General features: G+C 61.6%; 8 protein-coding genes. 4 read left to right on the top strand and 4 right to left on the bottom strand.

Annotated elements, in window-relative coordinates:
* Nucleotides 1-5: 5 nt before the first annotated feature.
* The gene (locus AAF358_01925) at nucleotides 6-887 is read left to right on the top strand and encodes an AraC family transcriptional regulator (protein ID MEM7704278.1); all 882 of its coding nucleotides are present in this window, start codon (nucleotides 6-8) and stop codon (nucleotides 885-887) included.
* 19 nt (nucleotides 888-906) lie between these two features.
* On the opposite strand, the gene AAF358_01920 is transcribed toward AAF358_01925, so the two are convergent.
* A complete protein-coding gene (locus AAF358_01920; GenBank protein ID MEM7704277.1) occupies nucleotides 907-3579 on the bottom strand; it encodes a DUF4397 domain-containing protein in 2673 nt (890 codons plus the stop codon).
* A 474-nt stretch (nucleotides 3580-4053) separates the two neighbouring features.
* Here AAF358_01920 and AAF358_01915 point away from each other — a divergent pair, with 474 nt between their 5' ends.
* Both AAF358_01915 and AAF358_01910 read left to right on the top strand, forming a co-directional pair.
* On the top strand, nucleotides 4054-8262 hold the full coding sequence (locus AAF358_01915) for a CARDB domain-containing protein (protein ID MEM7704276.1): 4209 nt from the start codon (nucleotides 4054-4056) through the stop codon (nucleotides 8260-8262).
* A gap of 263 nt (nucleotides 8263-8525) precedes the next feature.
* Nucleotides 8526-17210, top strand: coding sequence for an FG-GAP-like repeat-containing protein (locus tag AAF358_01910; protein MEM7704275.1), 8685 nt, complete (start codon nucleotides 8526-8528; stop codon nucleotides 17208-17210).
* 120 nt (nucleotides 17211-17330) lie between these two features.
* Here AAF358_01910 and AAF358_01905 read toward each other — a convergent pair whose 3' ends face one another.
* Entirely contained in the window at nucleotides 17331-18005 is a 675-nt protein-coding gene (locus AAF358_01905) for a hypothetical protein (GenBank protein MEM7704274.1), read from the bottom strand.
* A 178-nt stretch (nucleotides 18006-18183) separates the two neighbouring features.
* Between AAF358_01905 and AAF358_01900 the strand changes: the two genes are divergently transcribed.
* Nucleotides 18184-18714: a hypothetical protein gene (locus AAF358_01900; GenBank protein ID MEM7704273.1), complete on the top strand. Its 531-nt coding sequence runs from the start codon at nucleotides 18184-18186 to the stop codon at nucleotides 18712-18714.
* A gap of 45 nt (nucleotides 18715-18759) precedes the next feature.
* Here AAF358_01900 and AAF358_01895 read toward each other — a convergent pair whose 3' ends face one another.
* The gene (locus AAF358_01895; GenBank protein MEM7704272.1) at nucleotides 18760-19401 is read right to left on the bottom strand and encodes a 3'-5' exonuclease; all 642 of its coding nucleotides are present in this window, start codon (nucleotides 19399-19401) and stop codon (nucleotides 18760-18762) included.
* A 3-nt stretch (nucleotides 19402-19404) separates the two neighbouring features.
* Nucleotides 19405-21246, bottom strand: coding sequence for a DUF294 nucleotidyltransferase-like domain-containing protein (locus tag AAF358_01890; protein MEM7704271.1), 1842 nt, complete (start codon nucleotides 21244-21246; stop codon nucleotides 19405-19407).
* Nucleotides 21247-21262 lie beyond the last annotated feature (16 nt).

Here is a 21262-nt window from a genome sequence, read left to right as displayed (position 1 = left end):
TGCTGATGGAGGTGCTGAGCGACATTCTTCGGTCGATGAGGGTGCGAGGCAGTGTCTATTTCTGCGACCGGCTGGACGCGCCCTGGACGTTGGAGTTTGACGAGCCGTCAGCCGCCTCGTTTCACGTCGTGCGACGCGGAGAGTGCTGGATACGCGCGGATGATTCCCTTCAGCAGCTCGGGCCCGGCGATCTGGTGTTTGTCGAGCCCGGTCTTCACCATGAGCTGCTTAGCGAGCCGCCCGGAGCAGCGCCGGTAGCCAATGCCGGTACGCTGTTGCTATGTGGCTATTGCGAGTTTTTGCGCGATCGCGGCGGGCTGTTGGGTGACGTCTTTCCGTCTCTGACCATCGTGAGAGACGAGGAGGTGCTCTGCCATCCGTGGCTTCGCACGACCTTGGATCAGCTTGCCGCTGAATACCTGTCCCAGGACCCTGGCTCAGAGCTGATTGTGGACAAGCTCACGGAGGTCCTGCTGATTGAAATGGTCCGTATCGACTTTGGCCGAAAGCAGCAGCGGCCGCTGCTCGAAGCCCTGGATGATCGCCAGATCGGGCCGGCGCTGCGTATGCTGCACGAAAGCCCAGCCAAATCGTGGACGCTAGAAGGCCTGGCAGAGGAAATCGGGCTGTCGCGGACCGCCTTCGCCAGGCGCTTTAAGGCGCTTGTGGGCCGACCGATGTTCGACTATCTGACGCGATTGCGGATCGACAAGGCGAAGGAACTGCTGAGTGAGTCGCAGCTCCCGATCTATGAAATCGCCGGCCGCGTGGGCTATGAATCGGATCTCGCTTTTACTCGGACGTTCAAAAAGGTGGTGGGAACAACCCCGACTCGCTACCGCAAAGCGCCGGTGTCAGAGTCAGCCGAGAGCGATGCTCCCGGCTGACTCAATACCTGCTGCTCGCTTACTCGAGCGGCAGGGCGGAGAAGGTGCCGTCCGGGAAGAACGCGGTGGCGCCCAGATCCTGGTTAGCCCCGTCTCCGACCGCAAAGATCGTCACGATGGTGCCGGCGGGCAGATCCACCGGGGCCAGGTCGATAAACGTCTGGGTGCCGTCAGGCGAAGCGATCTGAAGGTCGTACTCGTCCGCCGGCAGCTGGAAGAAACCCGACTCGCCGAGAAACTCGACGTTTCCTAACCCGTTCACCACGGTGCCGTCATCCAAGCGGATCGACACGGCGGTGCCAGCCAGCGTGTCGCTGAAAGGTGCGGCGTGCACAACGCGGATTTTGACGTTCCCGGCGGCGGGCGGCTGGTTGTCGTCAATCAGCGGCAGCAGGGTCAGCATCTGATTGGGGCCATCTCCGAGAGCGAGTACGGTGTAGTCGGTCGCTGGATCGAGTGTGGTGGTGGTGGTGATGGCGGCGGGCGGCGTGGCCGGCGGCGCCAGCACGTCGACGGTGGTTTCGCCGGGGACCACTCCGAGATAGCCCGAGAACACGTTGAACTCAACGTTCGGGATAACTTCGGTGCCGTTCACCTCCACCGAAACCGCGGTGCCGGGCAGGGTGTTGGCGAAAGGTGCCAGATGCCCCACGTTGACCCGCGCAGTTTCGAAGCCGTTGGCGAACACCGGCGCCAGCGGCAGCGTCGCGAACTGGCCATTGGCGAAGAACGCGACAGCGCCCAGAGGACGGTTTGCGCCGTCACCGACCGCAAAGATAGTGACGACGTCACCGTCAGCCAGCGTCACCGGCTGCAGGTCGATGAACGTCTGCGTGCCGTCCGGAGACGCAACCTGAAGGTCGTACTCGCCGGCTGTCAGCTCGAAGAAGCCCGAGTCGGCGCCATATTCAACGCTGGTGAGATTCTCAACGACCGTGCCGTCGTCCAGGCGAATGGAAACCGCGGTTGCAGGACCGGTAGCGGCAAACGGTGCCGCGTGAACCACCCGTACCTTGGCGTTACCGGCGGTTGGCGGCGTGTTCTCGTCGGTCAGCACCAGTAGATCGAGCGCCTGGTTCGTACCGTCGCCGATAGCCAGCACCGTGTAATCGATGTCTTCGAGCAGGTTTGCGGTTCCGCTGATGGCCGGCGCTCCGCCCGAGCCCGGCGGGGCAAAGATGTCGACGTCGGTGCTCACGGCGTCTACCGGGAGGTACCCGGAGAACTGTTGGAACACAACGCCGGTTGCGACTTCCGCATCGTTCAAATTCACCGACACGGCAGTTCCGGCGATGTCGCGCGCAAACGGCGCAAGGTGACCCACGTTGACTCGGGCGGTGGGCTCCAGCGGCAGGCTGGCAAACGTGCCGTTAGCGAAGAAAGCCGTAGCGCCAAGGGCCTGGTTGGCGCCATCACCAACGGCAAAGACCGTCACGATATCGCCGTCAGCCAGCGTGATCGGCGCGAGATTGATAAATGCCTGGGTGCCGTCGGGGGAGGCAACCTGAAGATCGTAATCGCCGGCGGGCAGTTCGAAGAATCCCGAGTCCTCGCTGTACAGCACGCTGGCAAGACTGTTGACGATCGCGCCGCTGTCGAGGCGGATCGATACGGCGGTATCCGCGATCTCGGCCGCGAAGGGTGCAGCGTGCACGACGCGGATTTTGGCGTTGCCGGCTGAGGGTGCCGAGTTTTCGTCTTCCAGCGGCAGCAGCTCGAGCGGCTGATTGGTGCCGTCACCAATCGCAAGCACCGTAAAGTCGGTCGCTGCAGCGAGATCAAACGTTTCGGAAATAGCCGCCATCATTGCGCCGGGCGGTGCAAAAACGTCGACTTGATTACTGCCTTCGACGACCGGCAGATAGTCCGAAAACTGGTTGAACGTCACGCTCGGCGCAACCTCGGTGCCGTTGACGCTGACGGATACCTCGGTCCCGGACAGCATCGCGTCAAACGGGGCCAGGTGGCCGACGTTCACCCGCGACTCGAGCGGGAGCGGCGCAAATGATCCATCGCCGAAGGCAGCGGTGGCGCCCAGCGGCTGGTTGGTGATGTCGCCGACGGCGAAGACGGTGACCACGTCGCCGTCATTCAGCGTGACAGGCGCGATGTTGATGAACGTCTGGGTGCCGTCAGGTGATGCTACCTGCAGGTCGTACTCGCCCGCGGCCAGATCCAGGTACCCCGAGTCGCCGCCGAACTCAACGTTTGAAAGTGTCCCGACCAGCGTGCCGTCGTCGAAGCGGATCGAAACGGCGGTACCCGGGAGCGTGTCGGCGAACGGCGCGGCGTGGACGATACGCAGCCGAGCGAAGCCCGCTGCCGGTACGGAGTTATCGTCTTGCAGTGCCAGTAGCGATAGACCCTGGTTGGTGCCGTCGCCGAGGGCCAGCACCGTGTAGTCGGTGTCAGCGACCAGGTCGAAGCTGTCGGTGATGGCAGCCATCATGCCGCCGGGCGGGGCAAACACGTCGACCGTAGTGTTGCCTGGGGCAACGTCTAGGTAGCCAGAAAATTGGTTAAAGGTGACGCCGCTGGCGACTTCACCGCCGTTCACGTTGACCGAAACAGCGGTGCCGGCGATGTCGGCGTCGAACGGCGCCAGATGGCCAACGTTGACGCGAGCCTGTTGTGCGTTGGCCAAACCGCCGACGCACAGGGCCAGACCGGCAAGGAAAATACGAGGTTTCATGGGAGCTGCCTCCATGTTGAGTGGAGGCGCTACGCTAGGGTCAAAAAAGTGATCCTTTTGCGGACAAAGCGTGTGGACGCTTTACGCAAACATGAAGAGGAGATTACCAAATCGTTAAATGGTTGTTTGGTAGGTGTGAACAACCCGGAGAATCGCCAGTGAACACGGTCTTTTCTCCTCGCTAGCCGCATGGAAATCCTGCTGCCCAACGCGCGATGCCAAGAGCCAGACGGTCGTTTTCTTTAGACCAATGGCGCGGGTGTCGCACAACCGATTCGCAACCATCCACTAGATCCGCGAGGCGGCTCTTTTCGTCTAGTCGTTGAATATTCAAAATGACGGCCGGCCGGCCGCGGGCTGTCGACTTCGCTTGCTGTGGCGATCGGGCGGCGGCTGGACAGGCCTCTGCCAGCGGCTACACTGGATCAACAACTTAAGCAGAAGCGGTCATTAAAGAGCCGCAAGGGGTCGCGTGTGGGAACCAGATCGTTCTTAGGCGCTTTCATAGTCATTGTGGCGGCCATGGGCACCAGTCAGGGCCAGCCCCCGTCGGCGAAAGCTGACCAACCTTCGTTTGGCGAAGACGCCAAGCTCGTACCCAACACCACCTCTACTTGGGAAGGGACGCTGATCCGCGACACCTTTGCCAAAGACGGTGCGCGGGAAGGTGCCAAAGGCCCGCCGGGCGAAACCATCGCGTTCAGCGTTCAGACCGACGCGCAGGGCGCCGCGACCATGGTCAACCTTCAGGTTACGGCCAATGGCGCCACCCTTTCCGCTGGCAACGAGCTGCAGTGTTTTACCGGCGGGCTGATCACGGGGAACGCCAACGCCTCCGAACAGTTTGAGATTTTTCCCTCTAGCGACGGCTACCAGTTTTCTTTCTCCGACGATACGCCGGGTGGCGGCCTCAACGGCGAGGCGTTCTTTAGCAACGTCAACGGATCGGGCAGCCTCGAAGGTCTCAGCTTTGATTTTGGCAGCAACCAGCCGGTCGACCTTCCCATCAACGTTGCCCGTGGCAACGTGAACTTCAATTTTCGCTACGAGCTTGAACCGGAGCAGTCTTGCACAGGATCCGTTTTCACCGGAGGTATCTGCTCGGAGCCCTGTAGCTGGTTCTGGGAAGCGCAATGCGTGACCAACTGCGACGGCAACGGCGCTATCCGAATTGAGAATGCCACCTACGACGTTGACGAAACCGCGGGCAGTATCGATATCAACCTGGTGCGGATCCAGGGCAGCATCGGCGAGGTCACCGTCGACTTCCGAACCGATATCGTTACCGACGGTGCGGCGTCTGGCCTCGACTATACGTTCACCAGCGGAACGGCCACCTGGATGGATGGCGACAGCTCGCCCCAGGTGGTCACGATCCCGATTCTGCCTGACATGCAGGTTGAGGGCCCCGAAGACTTTCTTTTGACGATCTCCAATCCCACAGGCGGTGCCGAGCTGGGCAGCATTACCAGTGCCACGATTACGATCGACGATCGACCCGATCTGACGGTCACCGACCTGATGATCGACGTGCAGAGTCTGGCCAAGAACGGAACCGTCTTCACGATCCCGATGGTCACGGCAACGATCACTAACATCGCTGACGGCGGGCAGGATGCCACCGGCGTTGTCGCAACCGCCACCGACACCGGCGGTAGTTTCTTTGCCGATTTCAATCTACCCGACCTTGGGCCGCAGCAGTCAACGCAGATCGACTTCACCTACGACGTCACCTCGGCGCTTCAGGCCGGCGACGGCTTTGCCGCCGGCAACGAGATTGTCATTACCGTTGACCCTTTTGATTCCATAGAGGAGCGATCCGAAACCAATAATGAAGCGACCGAGGATGCCGAGCCGGACGTTCGGCCCGTTGTCGAACTGAATCCGAGTTTGACCCTCGAGGATCATTTTTTTCTGAACGGGCCGGTGGCGTCCAACACCATCCAGGCTCAGGTGGACTGGAATGGTCCAATCCTGGCCGGAAATGGCGAGGCACCGTTTGGTTCGGTGACGTTTGATCTCAACGGAGACGATACCGTTGTGCCCGGTACGGCAAGCGGCGCCATGACAATCTACAACATGGGCTCGGATCTCATGACCGGCTTCGGCTGTGACAACAACAGCCTGGTGGTAGAGGCGGAGCAGGATGGCTTTCTTTCTGAGCCGGTATCCGAATCCACCACCGCCTTCCCGTTTCCGGCTTGGGTCGAGTGGGCCATTCAGAATATCCCGGGCGTGGATTCCAACTTCGCGAGCATGGTGATGCCGCCGGTTGTGAACTATGCCTATTCTTTCAAATATCCCGAGCCGCCATTTGTTGCCACCGTTCCAATCCCGTCGTTTGTTCCCTATTTTGGTGGGCAGGAACTCGGCATTCTGCCGACCTTTGCCGAAGCTAACGTCCTGGCCGCCTCCTCGGGTTTAGGCACGGTGGGGCTTGCCGGTACCACCGGTCTGGCGGTTGCGGCGTTTGAGATTGTCGGAACCGTATTTGGCGAGGGTCAGGTTCAGTTTCTGTGCGGCAGGAGTCTGGATCTGCTTGCCACCACGTTCGGCATTGACATCACCGGTTCGATCACCCGTGAGCAGCGGCTGCTGGAGATCTTTCCTGGCGTCTCTGTCCTGACCAGCATTCCGCTGATTGGCGACTACATCGAAGGGGTGTTGGACACCGTGCTGATTAGCGGCAAGATCGGCGGTCGCGGCAAATTCACCGCCACCTTTAGGCCTCGCACCGGCGGGGCGCTGCAGTTTGACTCGGGTACGGGCCGTATCGGTCTGCCCACCAACGCTTCGCTGCACGTGCGGCCGCTCGAAAACGTCGACATCACGGTGTTTGGTGGCGGCGAGCCGTTTGTCATGGCAAAGGTGCCCGAGCCCAACTTCGACAGGGCGGGCATCCTGCTCGTGGCGCAGGTTCAGTTCGACATTTACGGCTTTGGTGACGTCTTTGTTCAGGCCGTAAACTGCACCATCCCGGGCGGGTGTACGGTGTCGGACATGGCGAACAAGGCCGTGTTGGCGCCCGCCAACTGGCGGTTGCTGCCGAGGAAACACCTGGCACAGCCTGACTATGCAACCTTTGCCGTTTCCCCCGGCAAAACGACGGTCAGTTCTGGTGACGTCGAAACCACCCTGGTCAGCAGCACGTTCCCAAGAACCCGACTGTCCTTGAGCACCACCGGCGATGGTCGTCGCCTGCTGGTTTATGTGCACGACGATCCGGCGGATCCTGCCGGTCGAGGTACGGAGATTCGCTCGCTGTTCTATGACGGAGCCTCCTGGCAGGCGCCCGTCCAGATTGTTGACGACACGCAGCCGGAGTTTGCGCCGCAGGTAGCCTTTGATGGTGTCGGAAACGGCATCGCGCTGTGGGAGCGGTCCGAGTTGTCCTCCTTGGACCCAATTACCGAGTTCGATCTGGCGTTTGCCCAGAGTTTGGAGCTTGTCTCGAGTGTTTGGAATGGCACGAGTTGGTCGACACCGGTTGCCGTCACCAGCAACACCGACATGGACCATGCGGCCAATATTGCTTCCGGTAACGATGGTTCAGTTCTCGCCATTTGGAAAAATCATTCGGGCGGAAACCTGCTCGGGGATGCCGCCAATCCGGTTGCGCTCAGTTACGCAACCTGGAGCGGTTCAAGCTGGAGTGCACCGCAGTCCATTGCATCGGGGCTAACCGCACTTACCCAAACGACGGTTGCTCAGCGTGACGCCAACGTGGCTTCCGCCGCATTCATTCGGTCAACCGGATCGTCGGGCTTCAACGCCGCCGAGGCGGAGCTATTTCTCACGACCTTCGACGGTCTGTCATGGGCCGCGCCGCAGCGCATCACGAACGACACCACATCCGATACCGCGCCGGCGTTAGCGTATGACAGCAGCGGGTCGCGGCATCTCGTTTGGGTTCGTGATGGTGACCTGGTCTGGCTGCGGGACAGCGTCGATATCGCTGATGTGGTCACGATTCGACCAGGCAGTGGCGACGTGGGTTTCCAGAGCTTTGAGCTCGTGTCCGACGCCAACGGGAACCTGGCCATTGTGTGGCCATTCTCGCAGGGTGACGGCCTGAACGCGGGCTACCTCATCTTCGATCAGGTCGCCGACCAATGGGGTCAGGCGCAGGCCCTGCAGGACGATTCGGACATCGAGGGTCCGGTGGTCGCCGCCTTTGCCGCCGACGGTTCGCTCAACCTCGCCTACATTAAAACGGCCGTAACGCTCGAAGACGTTGAGGTGACCACCCCGGGCACCGGTACCTTCACGGCAGAAAATGTGCCGACGGAGGGCGCCAGCGATCTGGCCTATCTGGAACACCCGCTGGGCATCGATGCGACCGTCTCTCTGATCGACCTGACGCCTGGAAACGTTTTGCCAAACCAGGACTACGAGCTGGCGGTTTCGGTCAGCAACAGCGGGGACTTCACCATCGATAGCCTGTCACTTGAGATATTCCAAAATGACGGGCAGATTCTGGTCCAGGACGTGATGAACCTGGCGGCCGGCGAAACCCGAATCGTCACTTTCAACGGGAATCTGGGCACCGCCAGCAAACAGGTGTTCCGTGCAGTGGTTGATCCCGCAGGACTGCTGACGGAGAAAGACGAAAGCAACAACGAGCTCACGTTCCAGCTTGGCGGACCGATCTTCGACGCGGTTTTTGCTGACGGCTTCGAGTAGGCCGGTCTTGAGGCCCTAGCTGACGGTACTAGCGGCGCCTTAAATCGACGGTACAAGAACTGGGGGTCTCGGGCCCCAGACAGCGGCTTTTCGCGATCGGCGCCCCGGTGACGGGGCGGCCGATGACGTCCGGGTTCGGCCCAATTCTCCAGACAAGGTTTAGGCGTTAGCGCCGACGATACGCCTCTCCATCCAGCTCCTGGCGCAAAAACCTCAGGTCTTGCGCATGACACTATGAGGAAACCCGCTGGGAGGATAGGGCGATGGCTCGCATACCGTTGAGCTCGGCCGCGGCAGTCTGGCTGTTTGTTTCTTTATTGCTGGCGCCGGAGGCGCGAGCACAAGGACTGGCTAAGCCGCCTGATCGGTCCGCCGAGACGCTGCTGGTGGTGACTCCGGTCGCTCAGGAAACGCTCACGCTGCGCCCCACCGAAGACGGATTGGCCGCCAAGCGGTCGGTTGCTGGGGAAAGTCAGCCGTGGTTTCACTATCCGGTCCCAGACACCGCGGCTGTTGACGGGACGCACCGCTACTTTGGTCATTGGGCAAGCCGAGAGATCACCGTTCTGAGCGACGGCGGTCAGGTGCTTCACCGGATCGGCCTGCCGAACGCGATCCGGCTGCCACGCGGCCTGCTGGCTTCCGACGATCTTGTCATGGTGACCGATGCGGCCGATGGCACGCTTTACCTACTCGATCGCGCCGGTGAGGTCCTCGGCGAACGGCCGTTGGGAACGACGTTTGCCTTCCGAGACTTTGCCGTTCTTGGCTCCCTGCTTTGGCTGGCCGGCGACGGACTGGTCGCCCTGGATCACCGGGGTGATGAGGTCATACGCTTCGACGCGTTCGAGCTCGGCTGCGGCCGGGTCCGATCAATCACCGCACTGGGCAACGAGCTACTGCTCGGTTGCCTCAATGGTCAGGTGTTTCGCTTCTCGCCCCGAGACCACTCGGTCGAACTGTTCCTGGAGCGCTCCGACGCCATCCTTGCGCTGGCCGCCAAGGGTGATCTTGATCTGGTGTTTTTCGACAGCTTCGAGGCGCTGGCCGTTGATCTCCTGGCTCCCTTGAACGGGGCGTTCGTCAACACCCCGAATGTTGTTCTGGAGGGCACCGTGACCGGTGATGTGCTCACGCTGACCCTCGACGGTGCGCCGGTCAGCATCAACGCCGGTGGCTTCACCGTCCCCGTGTCATTGACTGAGGGTGACAACACTTTTGAATTCAGGGCCACGCTGCAGGGTGGAGGAGAGATTTCTGTGCTGGTGTTCCTCACTCTGGACACGGTGCCTCCGGCCGCAGTCGATTTGCTGCGGGTTGACATAACGCCGCCGGATGGCGGTTCCGCGCGTACCGAGGGGCTGGTTGGTGCGGTCGAAGCCGGGGCGCAGGTCCGGATCACCAACACCGCGTCAAGCGCTATTCAGGTGATACCCAGCAGCGTCAGCGGGAGTTTCCTGACCCAGGTGGTGGGCAGCCAAGGGGATGTGCTGGAGCTAGTGGCGATCGACCGGGCCGGCAATCTGTCCTCGCCCGTCAGCACGCCGATCACGGCCCTTAATCAGCCGCCGGTACTGTCGATGATCGGTACCCAAACCGTGCTGCTCGGCCGCGAGCTTCGACTCACCACGACCGCCACGGACGCCAATGCCGGCGACGCGCTGCTGTTTTCCGCCGCGCCGCTGCCGTCGGGTGCATCCTACGACGGCATGTCCGGCGAGCTGCGTTTTCGACCCACCGAAGCCCAGGTCGCGGATTTTCCCGTGACCTTTGCGGTGACGGACGGCAAGGCGATGGATACCGAGGCTGTCACGCTTTCGGTGCAGATGCCGATGGGCGAAGTGACGACCATCACGGGGCGCGTGCTCGACACGACTGACTTTACCGCCGACGGGACCGAGCGGGCCGTGGAGGGCGCTGTGGTCTCCATCTTGGACAGCGGGGTTTCTGACACCACCGGTCCGGACGGCCGCTTTACGCTGGCCAACGTACCGTCTGGGCTGGTGCTGCTCGACATTGCCACGGCCACGGCCAATCTAGCGCCCGACGGTGCACCCTACGCCGGTTTCCGGGAGGCTATCAGCCTGATTCCGGATGTAATTAATGAGTTTGACCGTCCTTTCTTTCTGCCTCGCGTTGCGGCGGAAAGTCTCACCACGGTCGACCCGAACAGCACGACCGTAGTGCGTAACGATACGCTGGGAATCCGCATCGAGATTCCGCCCAATACGGCGAAGTCGCCCGACGGATCGGACTACACCGGCGAGATGTCGATTTCTCTGGTGCCGGACGCGGTTGCGCCGGCGGCGCTTCCCGAGGAGCTCGGCTTTGGAACGCTGATCACGATCCAGCCTGTCGGCGTGTATTTTGATGAGCCGGTACCCATTTTTTTCCCCAATACTGACGGTCTGCCAAACGGCGTTGAGGTCGACATCTGGTCGCTGGATCCGAGCCTGGGCCAGTTTGCTGTCGTCGGCCAGGGGCAGGTGAACGGGAACGAGATCCGCACCATCTCCGGCGGCGTAATCGCCGCCGATTGGCACGGGCCGCTGGCCAGGCTGACCGGGTTGGAGGTGCCGGAGGACAAGGACTGCGACTACTGCAGCAAGTTTCGGCTGCTAGCCAGGCTGGCGCCGGACGTGATTTCCGGTGAGCTGCCCTATGACGCCGAGCTGGTGTCGTATCGAACCGACAACGGGCGCACCGCCTACGACATTCGCTACAACTCCACCGCCGCGTCGGGGCTGACCACGCTGGTATCGACCTCAGACGTTCCCCGCAGTGCGCCGGCGTCGGTGCAGAGCCAGGTGCGGGTTGGCGGCGTGAGCGGCGCTACCAGTACCGGCTCATCTACGGCCAATAAGGCTTACGGCAAGGGCCTGCCGGGCCCCGGCGAGGAGTTTCGAACCGCAGGACAGATCGACTTTGCAACGCTGCCGACCGGGCTGCATGAATACGAATACCGGTTGACCGGTCGCTTCCAGTCCAGCGGCGTCACCGCAACCCGGACCGGTCGGGTGCCCCTGGTCAATCGCATGAGCAGCGACTTTGGTGCGGGCTGGGGGCTGCTGGGTCACGAGCGGTTGCACTTCGCTGAAGACGGCTCCGCGGTGCTGGTCGACGGCAATGCCTCCAGCTTTGTCTATCGCGCCCAGCGCGCCGGTACGGGTCGGTTCGGCGGGCAGATTGCGCTCAATATCTTTCCCGTCAACTTCCCGAAGGGGCACAGCGATCCGGTGGTGGCCGACTTTGACGGCAGCGGCAACCTCGATATCGCCGTTGCAAACACCGGGTTCTCGAGCTCGGTCAATACCGATGAGCACATCACGGTTTTCTTAGGCGACGGCACCGGTGAGTTCAGCCAGATCCGTTTCGACACCGGGCCGGGAAACATCCCAAGCAATATGGCCGGCGGGTTTTTTGATGCCGGCCCCACCCATGATCTGGTGACGGTCGGCAATCGGGTTGATCTGCATCTGAACAATGGTGACGGAACGTTCCAGACGCCGCTCAGTATCACCGGCACCGGGATCCGCAATGCGCGTGAAGTGCTCGTGGCGGACTTCAACAAAGACGGTCGCTCCGACATCGCGTATCCCAACCACAACAACACCTACGTCAATCCCGACACCAACTACGACGTGGTGCTGTCCGATACGGGTGCCGGCTGGCTGCCTCCGCTGACGCTATCGGTCGGGAGCAACACCCGAGACGGCATCTCTGGCGACTTCAATGGTGACACCAATCCCGACCTGGCCGTGGTCTTTATCGGCGATGCGAGCAGCAGCGTTGGCGTCTACTTTGGCGACGGCAGCGGCGGCTTTGGGCCACCGACGTATTACAACCCCACCGACCGGCCGGTCGATATCGAGGCCGGGGATATCAATCGCGATGGTCACGCGGATCTGGTGCTGCTCGACACCAGCACCGACACCGTGGTGACGATGGTCAACGATGGCAGCGGCGGGTTCAGCCAGTTCAACAGCGAAATGCTGGGCCTGGGCAACTCCTTTCGGATTGAGGTTGCGGACCTGGATGCCGACACCCACCCCGACGTGCTGGTGTCGCTCCAGGGCAGCAACGCGGCGATCTCGCTCATGAACAACGGGAGCGGTGGATTTCCGGAGACATTCAATCCCTTTACTGTCCCCGTGGCCGGCGGACTGGCGGTTGGCGAGTTCACCGGCGACGCCGCGCTCGACCTGGTGGTTGTGGGTCGCCAGAGCGGCGCTGACCACCTTGCGGTGGTTCCCGGTGAGGGCAACGGCAACTTTTTCCCCTTCCAGACCGTGCTCACGCTGGGCGGCAACAACGCCGAGGAGGAGTTTGTCAAAGCCGACTTCAATGACGACGGCGTCACGGATCTAGCGATCGTGAACCGAACCAGCATCGACATGTACCTCAATACCGGCAGCGGTTTTGACCGGACCCGGTTTAACACGGTGGGCACGGTCGGCGAGCTGGCCGGCGGCGACTTCGACGGCGACGGCGACGTGGACCTGATCCGCGGCACCGATCCGAGCAGCGCGAACGTTGCGCTCTACCTGAACGACGGCGGTGGCGATCTGCTCTCCACCCGCGTCAACGTGCCGGCTCCCAACGCTCGCCAGCTCGCCTCCGGCGACCTGAACCACGACATGCTGGACGACCTTGTGGTGTATCGACGCATCAACGGTTCGGACAGCCGGGTCGAGCTGCTGCTTAACGCGGCGCCTCAGCCTGGCGTTGTGGAACAGGGCGGCAATCCGTTTATCGCCGGCGCTTCGTTCCAAACCAGCAGCAACGACCTGCCGGAAGAGATGATGCTCGGCGACGTGAATGGTGACGGGCACATCGACGTCGTGGCGACCAACTTCCGCGACGAGGTATGGGTCTATTTCGGCGACGGACTGGGCGGTATCACGGGCGAAATGATGTCCACGTTTAACGCCCCGGCCTCCGGTGAATCGCCCAAGGACGCGTTCCTGGCCGACTTCAACAACGACGGCATCCTGGACATCGCGGCCGGCTTTACGTCCACCAATACGGTGATCAACGACCCGGTCCGGGTGCTGCTGGGCGCCGGTGACGGGACCTTTGGCGGCCAGCTCGAGACGCCCACCTGCGATCAGGTGATTGGTATCGACGCCACGGATATGGACGGCGATGGCGATCTGGATCTGTTTGTCGGCTGCGATGACGACGAGCACTTTGCGACGCTGCGCAATGACGGCAGCGGCAATTTCATCCCGACCGCGTTTCCCGGGAGCGCGTTCGACGTGCGCGGTGTCGTGGCGATCGACTACAACGGCGATGGTGCGCCGGACCTTGCCGGGATGCATCAGGAAGCGCTGCTGCTGTACCCGGCTGTACCTGGCCCCGAAGTGATGGGTTTTCGGGCTAACCCTAACAATCCGGTGAGTCTGCAGGACAACATGGACGGTACGTTCACCCGCTTTTTCCCGACGGGCGCGCACAACAGCTACAACGCTGACGGGTATATCACCTCGCGAACCGACGACGACGGCGGGGTCACCAGCTATGGCTACAACGGCCAGAACCAGCTGACGTCGGTAACCGACCCCAACGGCGGCGGTACCTCACTCACCTATGGCGGGCCTGGCGGGCGGATGGATTCGATCACCGATCCGGCGGGCCGTCGAACCGACCTGACTCACGACGCCAACGGCGACCTGATCAGCATCGACTACCCCGACGGCTCGAACCGCAGCTTCGAATATGACTCGAGGCACCGCATGACGGCCGCCGTGGACGAGCTGGGCAACCGAACGGACTTCGGCTACGACCCCTTTGGCGCTTTGCAGCGCATCTCCCAGCCGGACGGTTCAGCGCACACGCTGCAGCCGTTGACCTCCGAGCTGCTCAGCGCTGGCTTTGGCACGCCCGGCGGGACGCGCGCAATCTTGACCGATGCGGACCTGCGTCGTCAGGAGCTGGAGGCCGACCGCTGCCTGCGCATCAAGGCCCTTGAGGAGCCGTTCGATCTCAGCAGCCTGCCCGCCAAGGTTAGCCAGGCCGCAGCGGGCAAGGGTGGGGTCACGATGCTGCGCACCGAACGGTTCTACAATGCCCGTGGCTATCTGACACGAGAGATCACGCCCGACGGCGTGGAGACAGTGCAGAGCTATGACGACAACGGAAATCTCGTCCGGCTGACCGAAGCGTCCGGCATGCCGCTGGAGCGAACCACCCTGTTCGAGTACGACCCGATGGTCAGCGAGCCCGTGCGAATTATCGACGCCAACGGCAACGAAACGCTGATCGAACGCGACGCTGGTGGACGCGCAACGCGCCTGACGGATCAGGGCGGAAACGAGCAGACCTTCGTCTACGACGCGCAGGGTCGACTGCAAACCTTCACCGACGCCAACACTCACACCGTGGACTACACCTACGACGCGATGGGCAACGTGGCCAGCATCACCAACGGGGACGGCACGGTGATCAGCTACGTTCGCGACTCGGCCGGCAATATCACCACGACCACCGCAGCGGTGGGTCAGGCCGAGGAGGCCGTCCAGCTATTCACCTACGATAGCCGCGACCGGGAGCTGACCGCCACCGACCGGGCAGGCAACACGCGGCGTCGCGACTACGATGACCGCGGGAACGTGATCCGGCGCGAAAACGAAAGCGGCGAGAGCTGGGAATATGACTACGACAGCCTGGGACGGGTTTCGCAGGTACGCTCGCCGAGCATCGGCACCCGGAGCTTTACGTACACGCCTGGTGGTCGCCTGCTCAGCGCCATCGAGGGAACCGGTGGCCGGGTCGACAACGAGTACGACGTTGCCGGACAACTGGTGCGAACAATCGATCAGCTCGGCAACATCCAAAGCTACCGTTACGACGTCAGCGGGCGGTTGACGTCAATTGCTGACGGTAGCGGCAACGAAACCCTTTTTACCTACGATGATCTAGGTCGCCGCACTGAGATCAGGGATGCGGCGGGCGAGACCGAGCTGTTTGAATATGACGCGCTGAACAATATGGTGCGCCGAACGCGGCCCGGCGGCGCTGTCGTCGACTACACCTACACCCCAACGATGCGCCTGGAGAGCATCAGCACTGGCGGCGATACGATCAGCTACAGCTACGACGGTGTCGGCAACCTGCTGAGTGCCGAGGACAGCGATTCCGAACTGGTTTTCACCTATGGCCCTGACGGCAAAATGTCGAGCGCAGTGACCGGGCCGGGAGGTGCGCAGCCTGAAGTGACTTTCACCTACGCTCATAACCGGCTCGGCTATCGCACCGGCCTTGCTGAAAGTACGGGCGCCGCTTCAGGCTATCAACGCAGCCCGTCGGGTCTGATCGAGCAGCTCACCACGGCAGCCGGCCCGGTAATCGGCTTTAGCCACGATAGCTACGGCCGCACCACGCAGGTTCGGTATCCGAATGGCGTTGAGGTCAATGCCAGCTACAACGCAATCACCGGTCGGCTGGATCGAATGACTCACGGCCTTCCCGGGACGCCGTTTATCGACCTGGAGTACACCTACAACGGCAGCGGTGACGTCGCGAGCCGAGCACTGAACGGCAGCCCCGTGACGTACACCTATGACGCCAAACGACAGGTGATCGCCACCAGCGACGGCGAGGCCTATCAGTATGACCCTGAGGGAAATCGCGTCGCCTCACACCTCTCGGTCGCCTACACCACCGAGGCTGGCAACCGGCTGACCGCTGACGGTACGTTCAGCTACGGCTACGATGAGGTCGGTCGGCTGGTCAGCCGCACCGAGCTCGGAAGCTCCTACAGCGAAACGTTTGTCTGGAACGCGCTCGACCAGCTCCTCAGCCACACGGCCACCGATGGGGCGGTGACCACCTATCAGTACGATGGCCTGAGCCGGCTCTTCGGCGTCAATCAGGACGGCGTTCAGCGCTACTTCATTTACGACGGCGGCAACCGACGCCTGGAGTACGACGGGAGTGGGATGCTCCTGGCGCGCTACGAGTTCTCCGACGCGTTAGACCGGCCGCTCAGCATGCAGCGCGATGGCCAGAGTTACTACTATCACGGTGACTACGTTGGCTCGGTGCTCGCCGTCACCAGCGCAACGGGTTCCGTGGTGAACGACTATCGCTACGACAGCTTCGGCAATCTTACCCAGAATGTGGCTGCCGTCACGAATCCATTCCTGTTCCAGGGCAGACCGCTCGATGCGCAGAGCGGCCTGTACCAATTCCGCGCCCGTTGGCTGGACCCGGTCACCGGGCGCTTCACCTCACCCGATCCGCTCGGAATCTCCGGCCGTGACTCCAACCTTTACGGTTTCGTCGGCAACAACCCGGTAAGCCTCGTCGACCCCTCGGGTCTTGAGTCCAAGGCGTTGTCCACTGGCCTGGATGCCATCATTGCCGGTGGCGGTTTGCTGGATGCCGCCGGCGCACCGGGCCTCGGCCCGCTCGCGTTGGTCGGGGCCGGCAAGTATCTTTACGACACGGCCAACCGCACCGAGCCTATCGACGGTGTGGTGATTGCCGACGGCGTGGTGAACGCGGCCGGCGTCGGGCTGTTCGGAGCGTCCATTTCTTCCGGCGCTGCGGTATTCCCGCCGGCGGGCATTGCGATCGCCGTTTACGGCGCGAGTCGCTTCGCGATTGACCGTTACGTTGATCACCTGGACGCAGAAAATCGCCGGGCCAACGCGGAAGCCCGCGAGAAGACGGCGACGATTCGCGAACGGAGCCGCAAGCGCACCATCGCTGAGCTCGACCAGGGCCTGAAACGCTACTTCGCGATCTGTATCCGGGAGCTGGAGCTGCGTGGCGACCTGACTGACTATCAGAAGAAGGTACTTAATTCGCTGCTCAACATCGGCTTTGAGTCTGAGCTGCGCCTGATCGATCTGGAAATTCAGAGTCAGCGTAATGCTGAGGAAACCGAAATCGATCAGTGTGTCGACTCAGCAAGCACTACGGGGCAGGTGAAGGCCAGGTAGCGCGACACGCGATTTGCGTGTGGGGCCTGAGAACCGAAACCGCCCGATCATTTTTGAGCGCCCAGCCACTGTTGGCCGGCCAAAGGCCGGCCGTAGCGTGTACGCGAGACTCGGTGGAGCTTAGGGAAGCTGAGACTTTTCGCTGGCGTTGCTGGCCTCGATGAGGTTTAGCTCGCCGTAGGTAACTTCGCCCATGCGAGTACGAAAGTCCAACACGTAACTTTCTTCGAGCATTTCGAAATAAACCGGGCCAGGCACCGGCCAGGTATAGCCGCGGTGGTCGCTGACCTCAACCTGTACAGCCGCGGTGCTGCCTACTCTTGAGCCAGTTACCGTTCGACGCTGCTTGCGTACCCAGTTTTCCCGGCGCTCCAAGGCCGCCGAGTCGCCGAAAATAGTAGCCAGTTCTCGATGAATATCTTCCGTGGTGGTTTTCTCAGCCTCGTCCAGCTGTTCAAAGACCTGATCGCGCGCACTGACATAGTCTGGTTCTGCGTGACTGGCGGAAAGCTTTAGCCACGCATGTCCCCGCGACCAGTTTCGCTCGACGCCGGTGCCGTAGATATACATCATGCCGATCGAATACTGAGCTGTTTTGTTTCCGAAGCGTGCCGAATCCCGGAGGTTGGTCATGGCGGAGTCATATCGGCCGTTCTTCATGTCCAGGGCAGCTTCCGCAAAGTTTTTCAGGTCGGGTGTTTGAAAAACGGGAAGCTTGCTAGTGGCGCCTACGGAAAAGGCTATGCTTGAGAGCAGCAGCCCTGCTGCCGCTCGCTTGATGGTTTTGGTGAACATCTCGTTTCCTCTGGTTTATTCCTCATTCCGTCCGCCGAGCCTGTTTTAGTCGTTGGCCCGACGCGCGATTCTCATCCCTCGTATCGCGATTTTCGTTACCGTCTTTTTCGTACAGTTTTTCCGATATATCACTCACCTTCAATTCGGGTTTAGCGATTTCTAATCTTCGAATTTTCCGATGAATAGCAAGACGCTCTGCTATCTTTCATTGATGGAAGAAATGAGCTTCTTTGAAGTGCTGTTGGCAGGCGGCGGTCTGGGGCTGCTTTATTGGTGGGGGCAAACGCGCCGAGAGAAAAAGACGCGCGGCAAATGGCTCAAAATCATGGAGCCGCTGGCCGCTACGCTCAAAGAGCCTGTCGAAGTGATCGACACGCTTAACACCTCCGATCCTGATCTAAAGATCGATGGCCGTTATGAGGGATACCGTATCGAAGCAAAATGCTGGGTAGAAGATGTCAACGGGTACCCGAGAAGGTTTCGGTTAACGTTGTTCGATCCGGCCATGCCCGATGTTCCTCTCCTCAAATCTCTCGGATCCAATCGCGTGGGTAAACGGTACTACCGCATCAAAAAGGGCATTGCGTTTGGACTCTCGGAACGCAGCAAGGCGATGCGGTTTATCAACTGGAAAAGAGTCCTCTCCGAGATGGCCGCTGAGGCCAAGGCGATACGAAAGAAGGAACGAGATCGGGTTGTCCTGAGATAGACCACAACAAACACAGCGGAGCCTCGTGCTCGCATCGTCAAATGCTCAACTCGTCTGGCGAAGCTCCGGCAGCATCGCCAGCGCGAGCTCTGCGGTTGCCAGCGCATCACCCAGCGCGTTGTGGCTGGTTGCGTCAGGTAGGCCGTGTTGCTTCCGCAGACTCATCAGCCGAAGCGCACCCTGCGCGGGTGGTTGGCTGGCTCTGGCAGCTCGCTGCTGTGCCAGGGCGAGCGTGTCGATCACGGGCATCAGCAGCGGCGCGCCGTAAGCGGCGCGACAATAGCGATCAAGTACGCCGATATCGAGTCGCGCGCCGTGGACCAGCAGCGTCCTGTTGTGCATGGCGTCGAGCAGCTGCGCGAGGCCGTCAGTGGCGTCAATACCCTGCTGGCGATCCATCTCGCGGATCCCGTGAATGGTTGCGCTCGGCGCGATGGGCGCGCTCGATCGGATCAGGAGATGACTGGCGGTGCTCAATCGAATCCGTCCTCGCTCCAGTGCAACCCAGCCCATGCTGACGATGTCGTCGTTCTTCGGGTCCAGGCCTGTCGTTTCCAAATCGAGGCTTAGAACGCTCTCATAGTCGACATCGCAGCGGGTGGTGCTCCACAAATGGGTGAGGGGCGAATCGGAAACCAAGCGTCGATAGCGGCGGCGACGCATCCGAAGAGACAGCGCTGAAAACACCCGCTATTCCAGCCGGTAACGCCTGGCCATGGCGGCCTGGGCGTCAGCCACGATGGTGAAAGCGGCTTTGAGGTTGCGACGAGCCAGCGACGACAGCTCGTCCGGGTTGACCCAGTTGCTGACCGCTTCGCCGGTTTCCCATTGCGAAAGCTGATGGCGCAGCCGGGCCTGGCCAATGACGTCCATGGCGTCGCGCAGGCTGGCGACGGACTCGTTCGCCTGCTCATCCAGGTCGCGCAGCCGTTCCCAGGTCTCGGGCGCCGCGATACCCTCTTCCAAGGCGCGCATCCGGGCCAGGCTGATAATAGGGACAACACCCCGTAGCTTCAGGTTGAGCCCGGTTTCGCCATGCTCACCGTCCTGCTCCAGGACAAAGCGTCGAAAAAACCCCAGCGGCGGCCGCTGGCTCAGGGCGTTTTCGGCCATGAAGCGCAGGAAGATGCTGTTGCCGCCTGTTCGTTCAAAGATGAACGCCGACAGTTCCTCTACCAGCGACGTTTCGCCGCACACGGCACGCTGGTCGAAAAAGATGGAGGCATACATCAAGGGTTTGGGATCCGGCGCGTCGATCCATTCGGCGAACTGCTGCTGCCAGCCGTTGAGCGACAGCCGCCATTGGGGGTTGCTGGCCATGATCTCCCCAGGGCAATGCACAAAGCCGCAGTCGTTCAGGTGGTCACACACCATTTCCCCGAGCTGTCGAAAATACTCTGCCTCCTCGGTGTTTGGCTCGCGAGCCATGATGATCCCGTTGTCCTGGTCGGTGCGCCCGGTTTGTTCACGCCTGGCCTGGGAGCCAAAACAAACCCAGGCATAGGGTAGGGGCGGTGCGCCGAGCGCCGCTTCCGCGAGAGCGACCAGGCGGTGGGTGGCGGCATCGGTGACAGACGTCATCATGTTGCCGATCGCCCGGGCGCTCATGCCCATGGAGATCAGCTGGCCGAGCAGATCGAAGCGCCGCTGGCTGACTTCCGCTACCGACGCTGCGTCGGGCTGGCGTCGAATGCTGGCGCTCAGGTAAATCGGGTGATTGTTGAGCGCGCAGTAGAGATCCGTCAGGGTGATGACGCCGCCCAGCTCACCATCGCGGAGAACCGGCAGATGGTGAATGCCGGAATCGTTCATGGTCAGCAGGGCTTCCAGCGCCGGATCATCAGCGTCGACCGTCACTGGCTCGGGCGTCATAAACTGGGAAACAGGCTGGGAGAGTTCCTGTCTGGCGGCGACGACTCGCCGCCGCATATCCCGGTCGGTAAAGATACCCAGGAGCTCAGCCAGGCTGTCGCCGATCACCATAACGCTGGACACGCCCTTCTCGGCCATCACCCCCGCCGTATCCTGCACGCTCAGGTCACAATGAACGGTCACGGGCGGGCTGTTCATCAGCCGGTCCACGCGGCTGGCCATCAGGCCCTGGCCGGCACCCTCGGGCAGGCATGCGTCGCTGACCCGCTCGGTCAGCGCCGCGGAGAAAAATCGATCGAACGCTGGAAACTCGCGCCGCAGCTGATGGAAGTTCTTTTCGGGGATGTGATAGATCAGCGAGTCTTCAGCCGTCCGCGCGAGCAGCCGCGTGGGTGTACCGGTCAGCATCGAGGGGTATCCATACACCTCCCGCTCGCCCCGTTTGCTGATGAGCTGGTTGTTGGCGTCCAGCAGCGCAACAGCGCCGCGCCGGATGAGATGGAGTTCGGAGTTCTCCGCACTGATGGGCAAGACCACCGAATTGCCGGGTTCGTAGCTGATTTCGATGCTGCGACAAAGGCTCTCGAGTTCGCTGTCGGGCAAAACGTTGAACGGCGAGCAGGAGGAAAGAAAGTCTTGAATATCCTGTAGTTCGTTCACCGAATGATCCTGTCGG

The sequence above is a fragment of the Pseudomonadota bacterium genome, assembly GCA_039033415.1.
In the GTDB taxonomy this organism is placed as follows: Bacteria; Pseudomonadota; Gammaproteobacteria; order Xanthomonadales; family SZUA-38; genus JANQOZ01.
Note: the sequence above shows the minus strand (reverse complement) of the source record. Positions and strands in the feature narration are given on the sequence as shown.

Excerpts from the sequence above, each read along its gene's own strand:
- AAF358_01925 (MEM7704278.1), top strand. The coding sequence starts at position 6 with ATGGAGGTGCTGAGCGACATTCTTCGGTCGATGAGGGTGCGAGGCAGT.
- AAF358_01920 (MEM7704277.1), bottom strand. The coding sequence starts at position 3,579 with ATGAAACCTCGTATTTTCCTTGCCGGTCTGGCCCTGTGCGTCGGCGGT.
- AAF358_01910 (MEM7704275.1), top strand. The coding sequence starts at position 8,526 with ATGGCTCGCATACCGTTGAGCTCGGCCGCGGCAGTCTGGCTGTTTGTT.
- AAF358_01905 (MEM7704274.1), bottom strand. The coding sequence starts at position 18,005 with ATGTTCACCAAAACCATCAAGCGAGCGGCAGCAGGGCTGCTGCTCTCA.
- AAF358_01900 (MEM7704273.1), top strand. The coding sequence starts at position 18,184 with ATGAATAGCAAGACGCTCTGCTATCTTTCATTGATGGAAGAAATGAGC.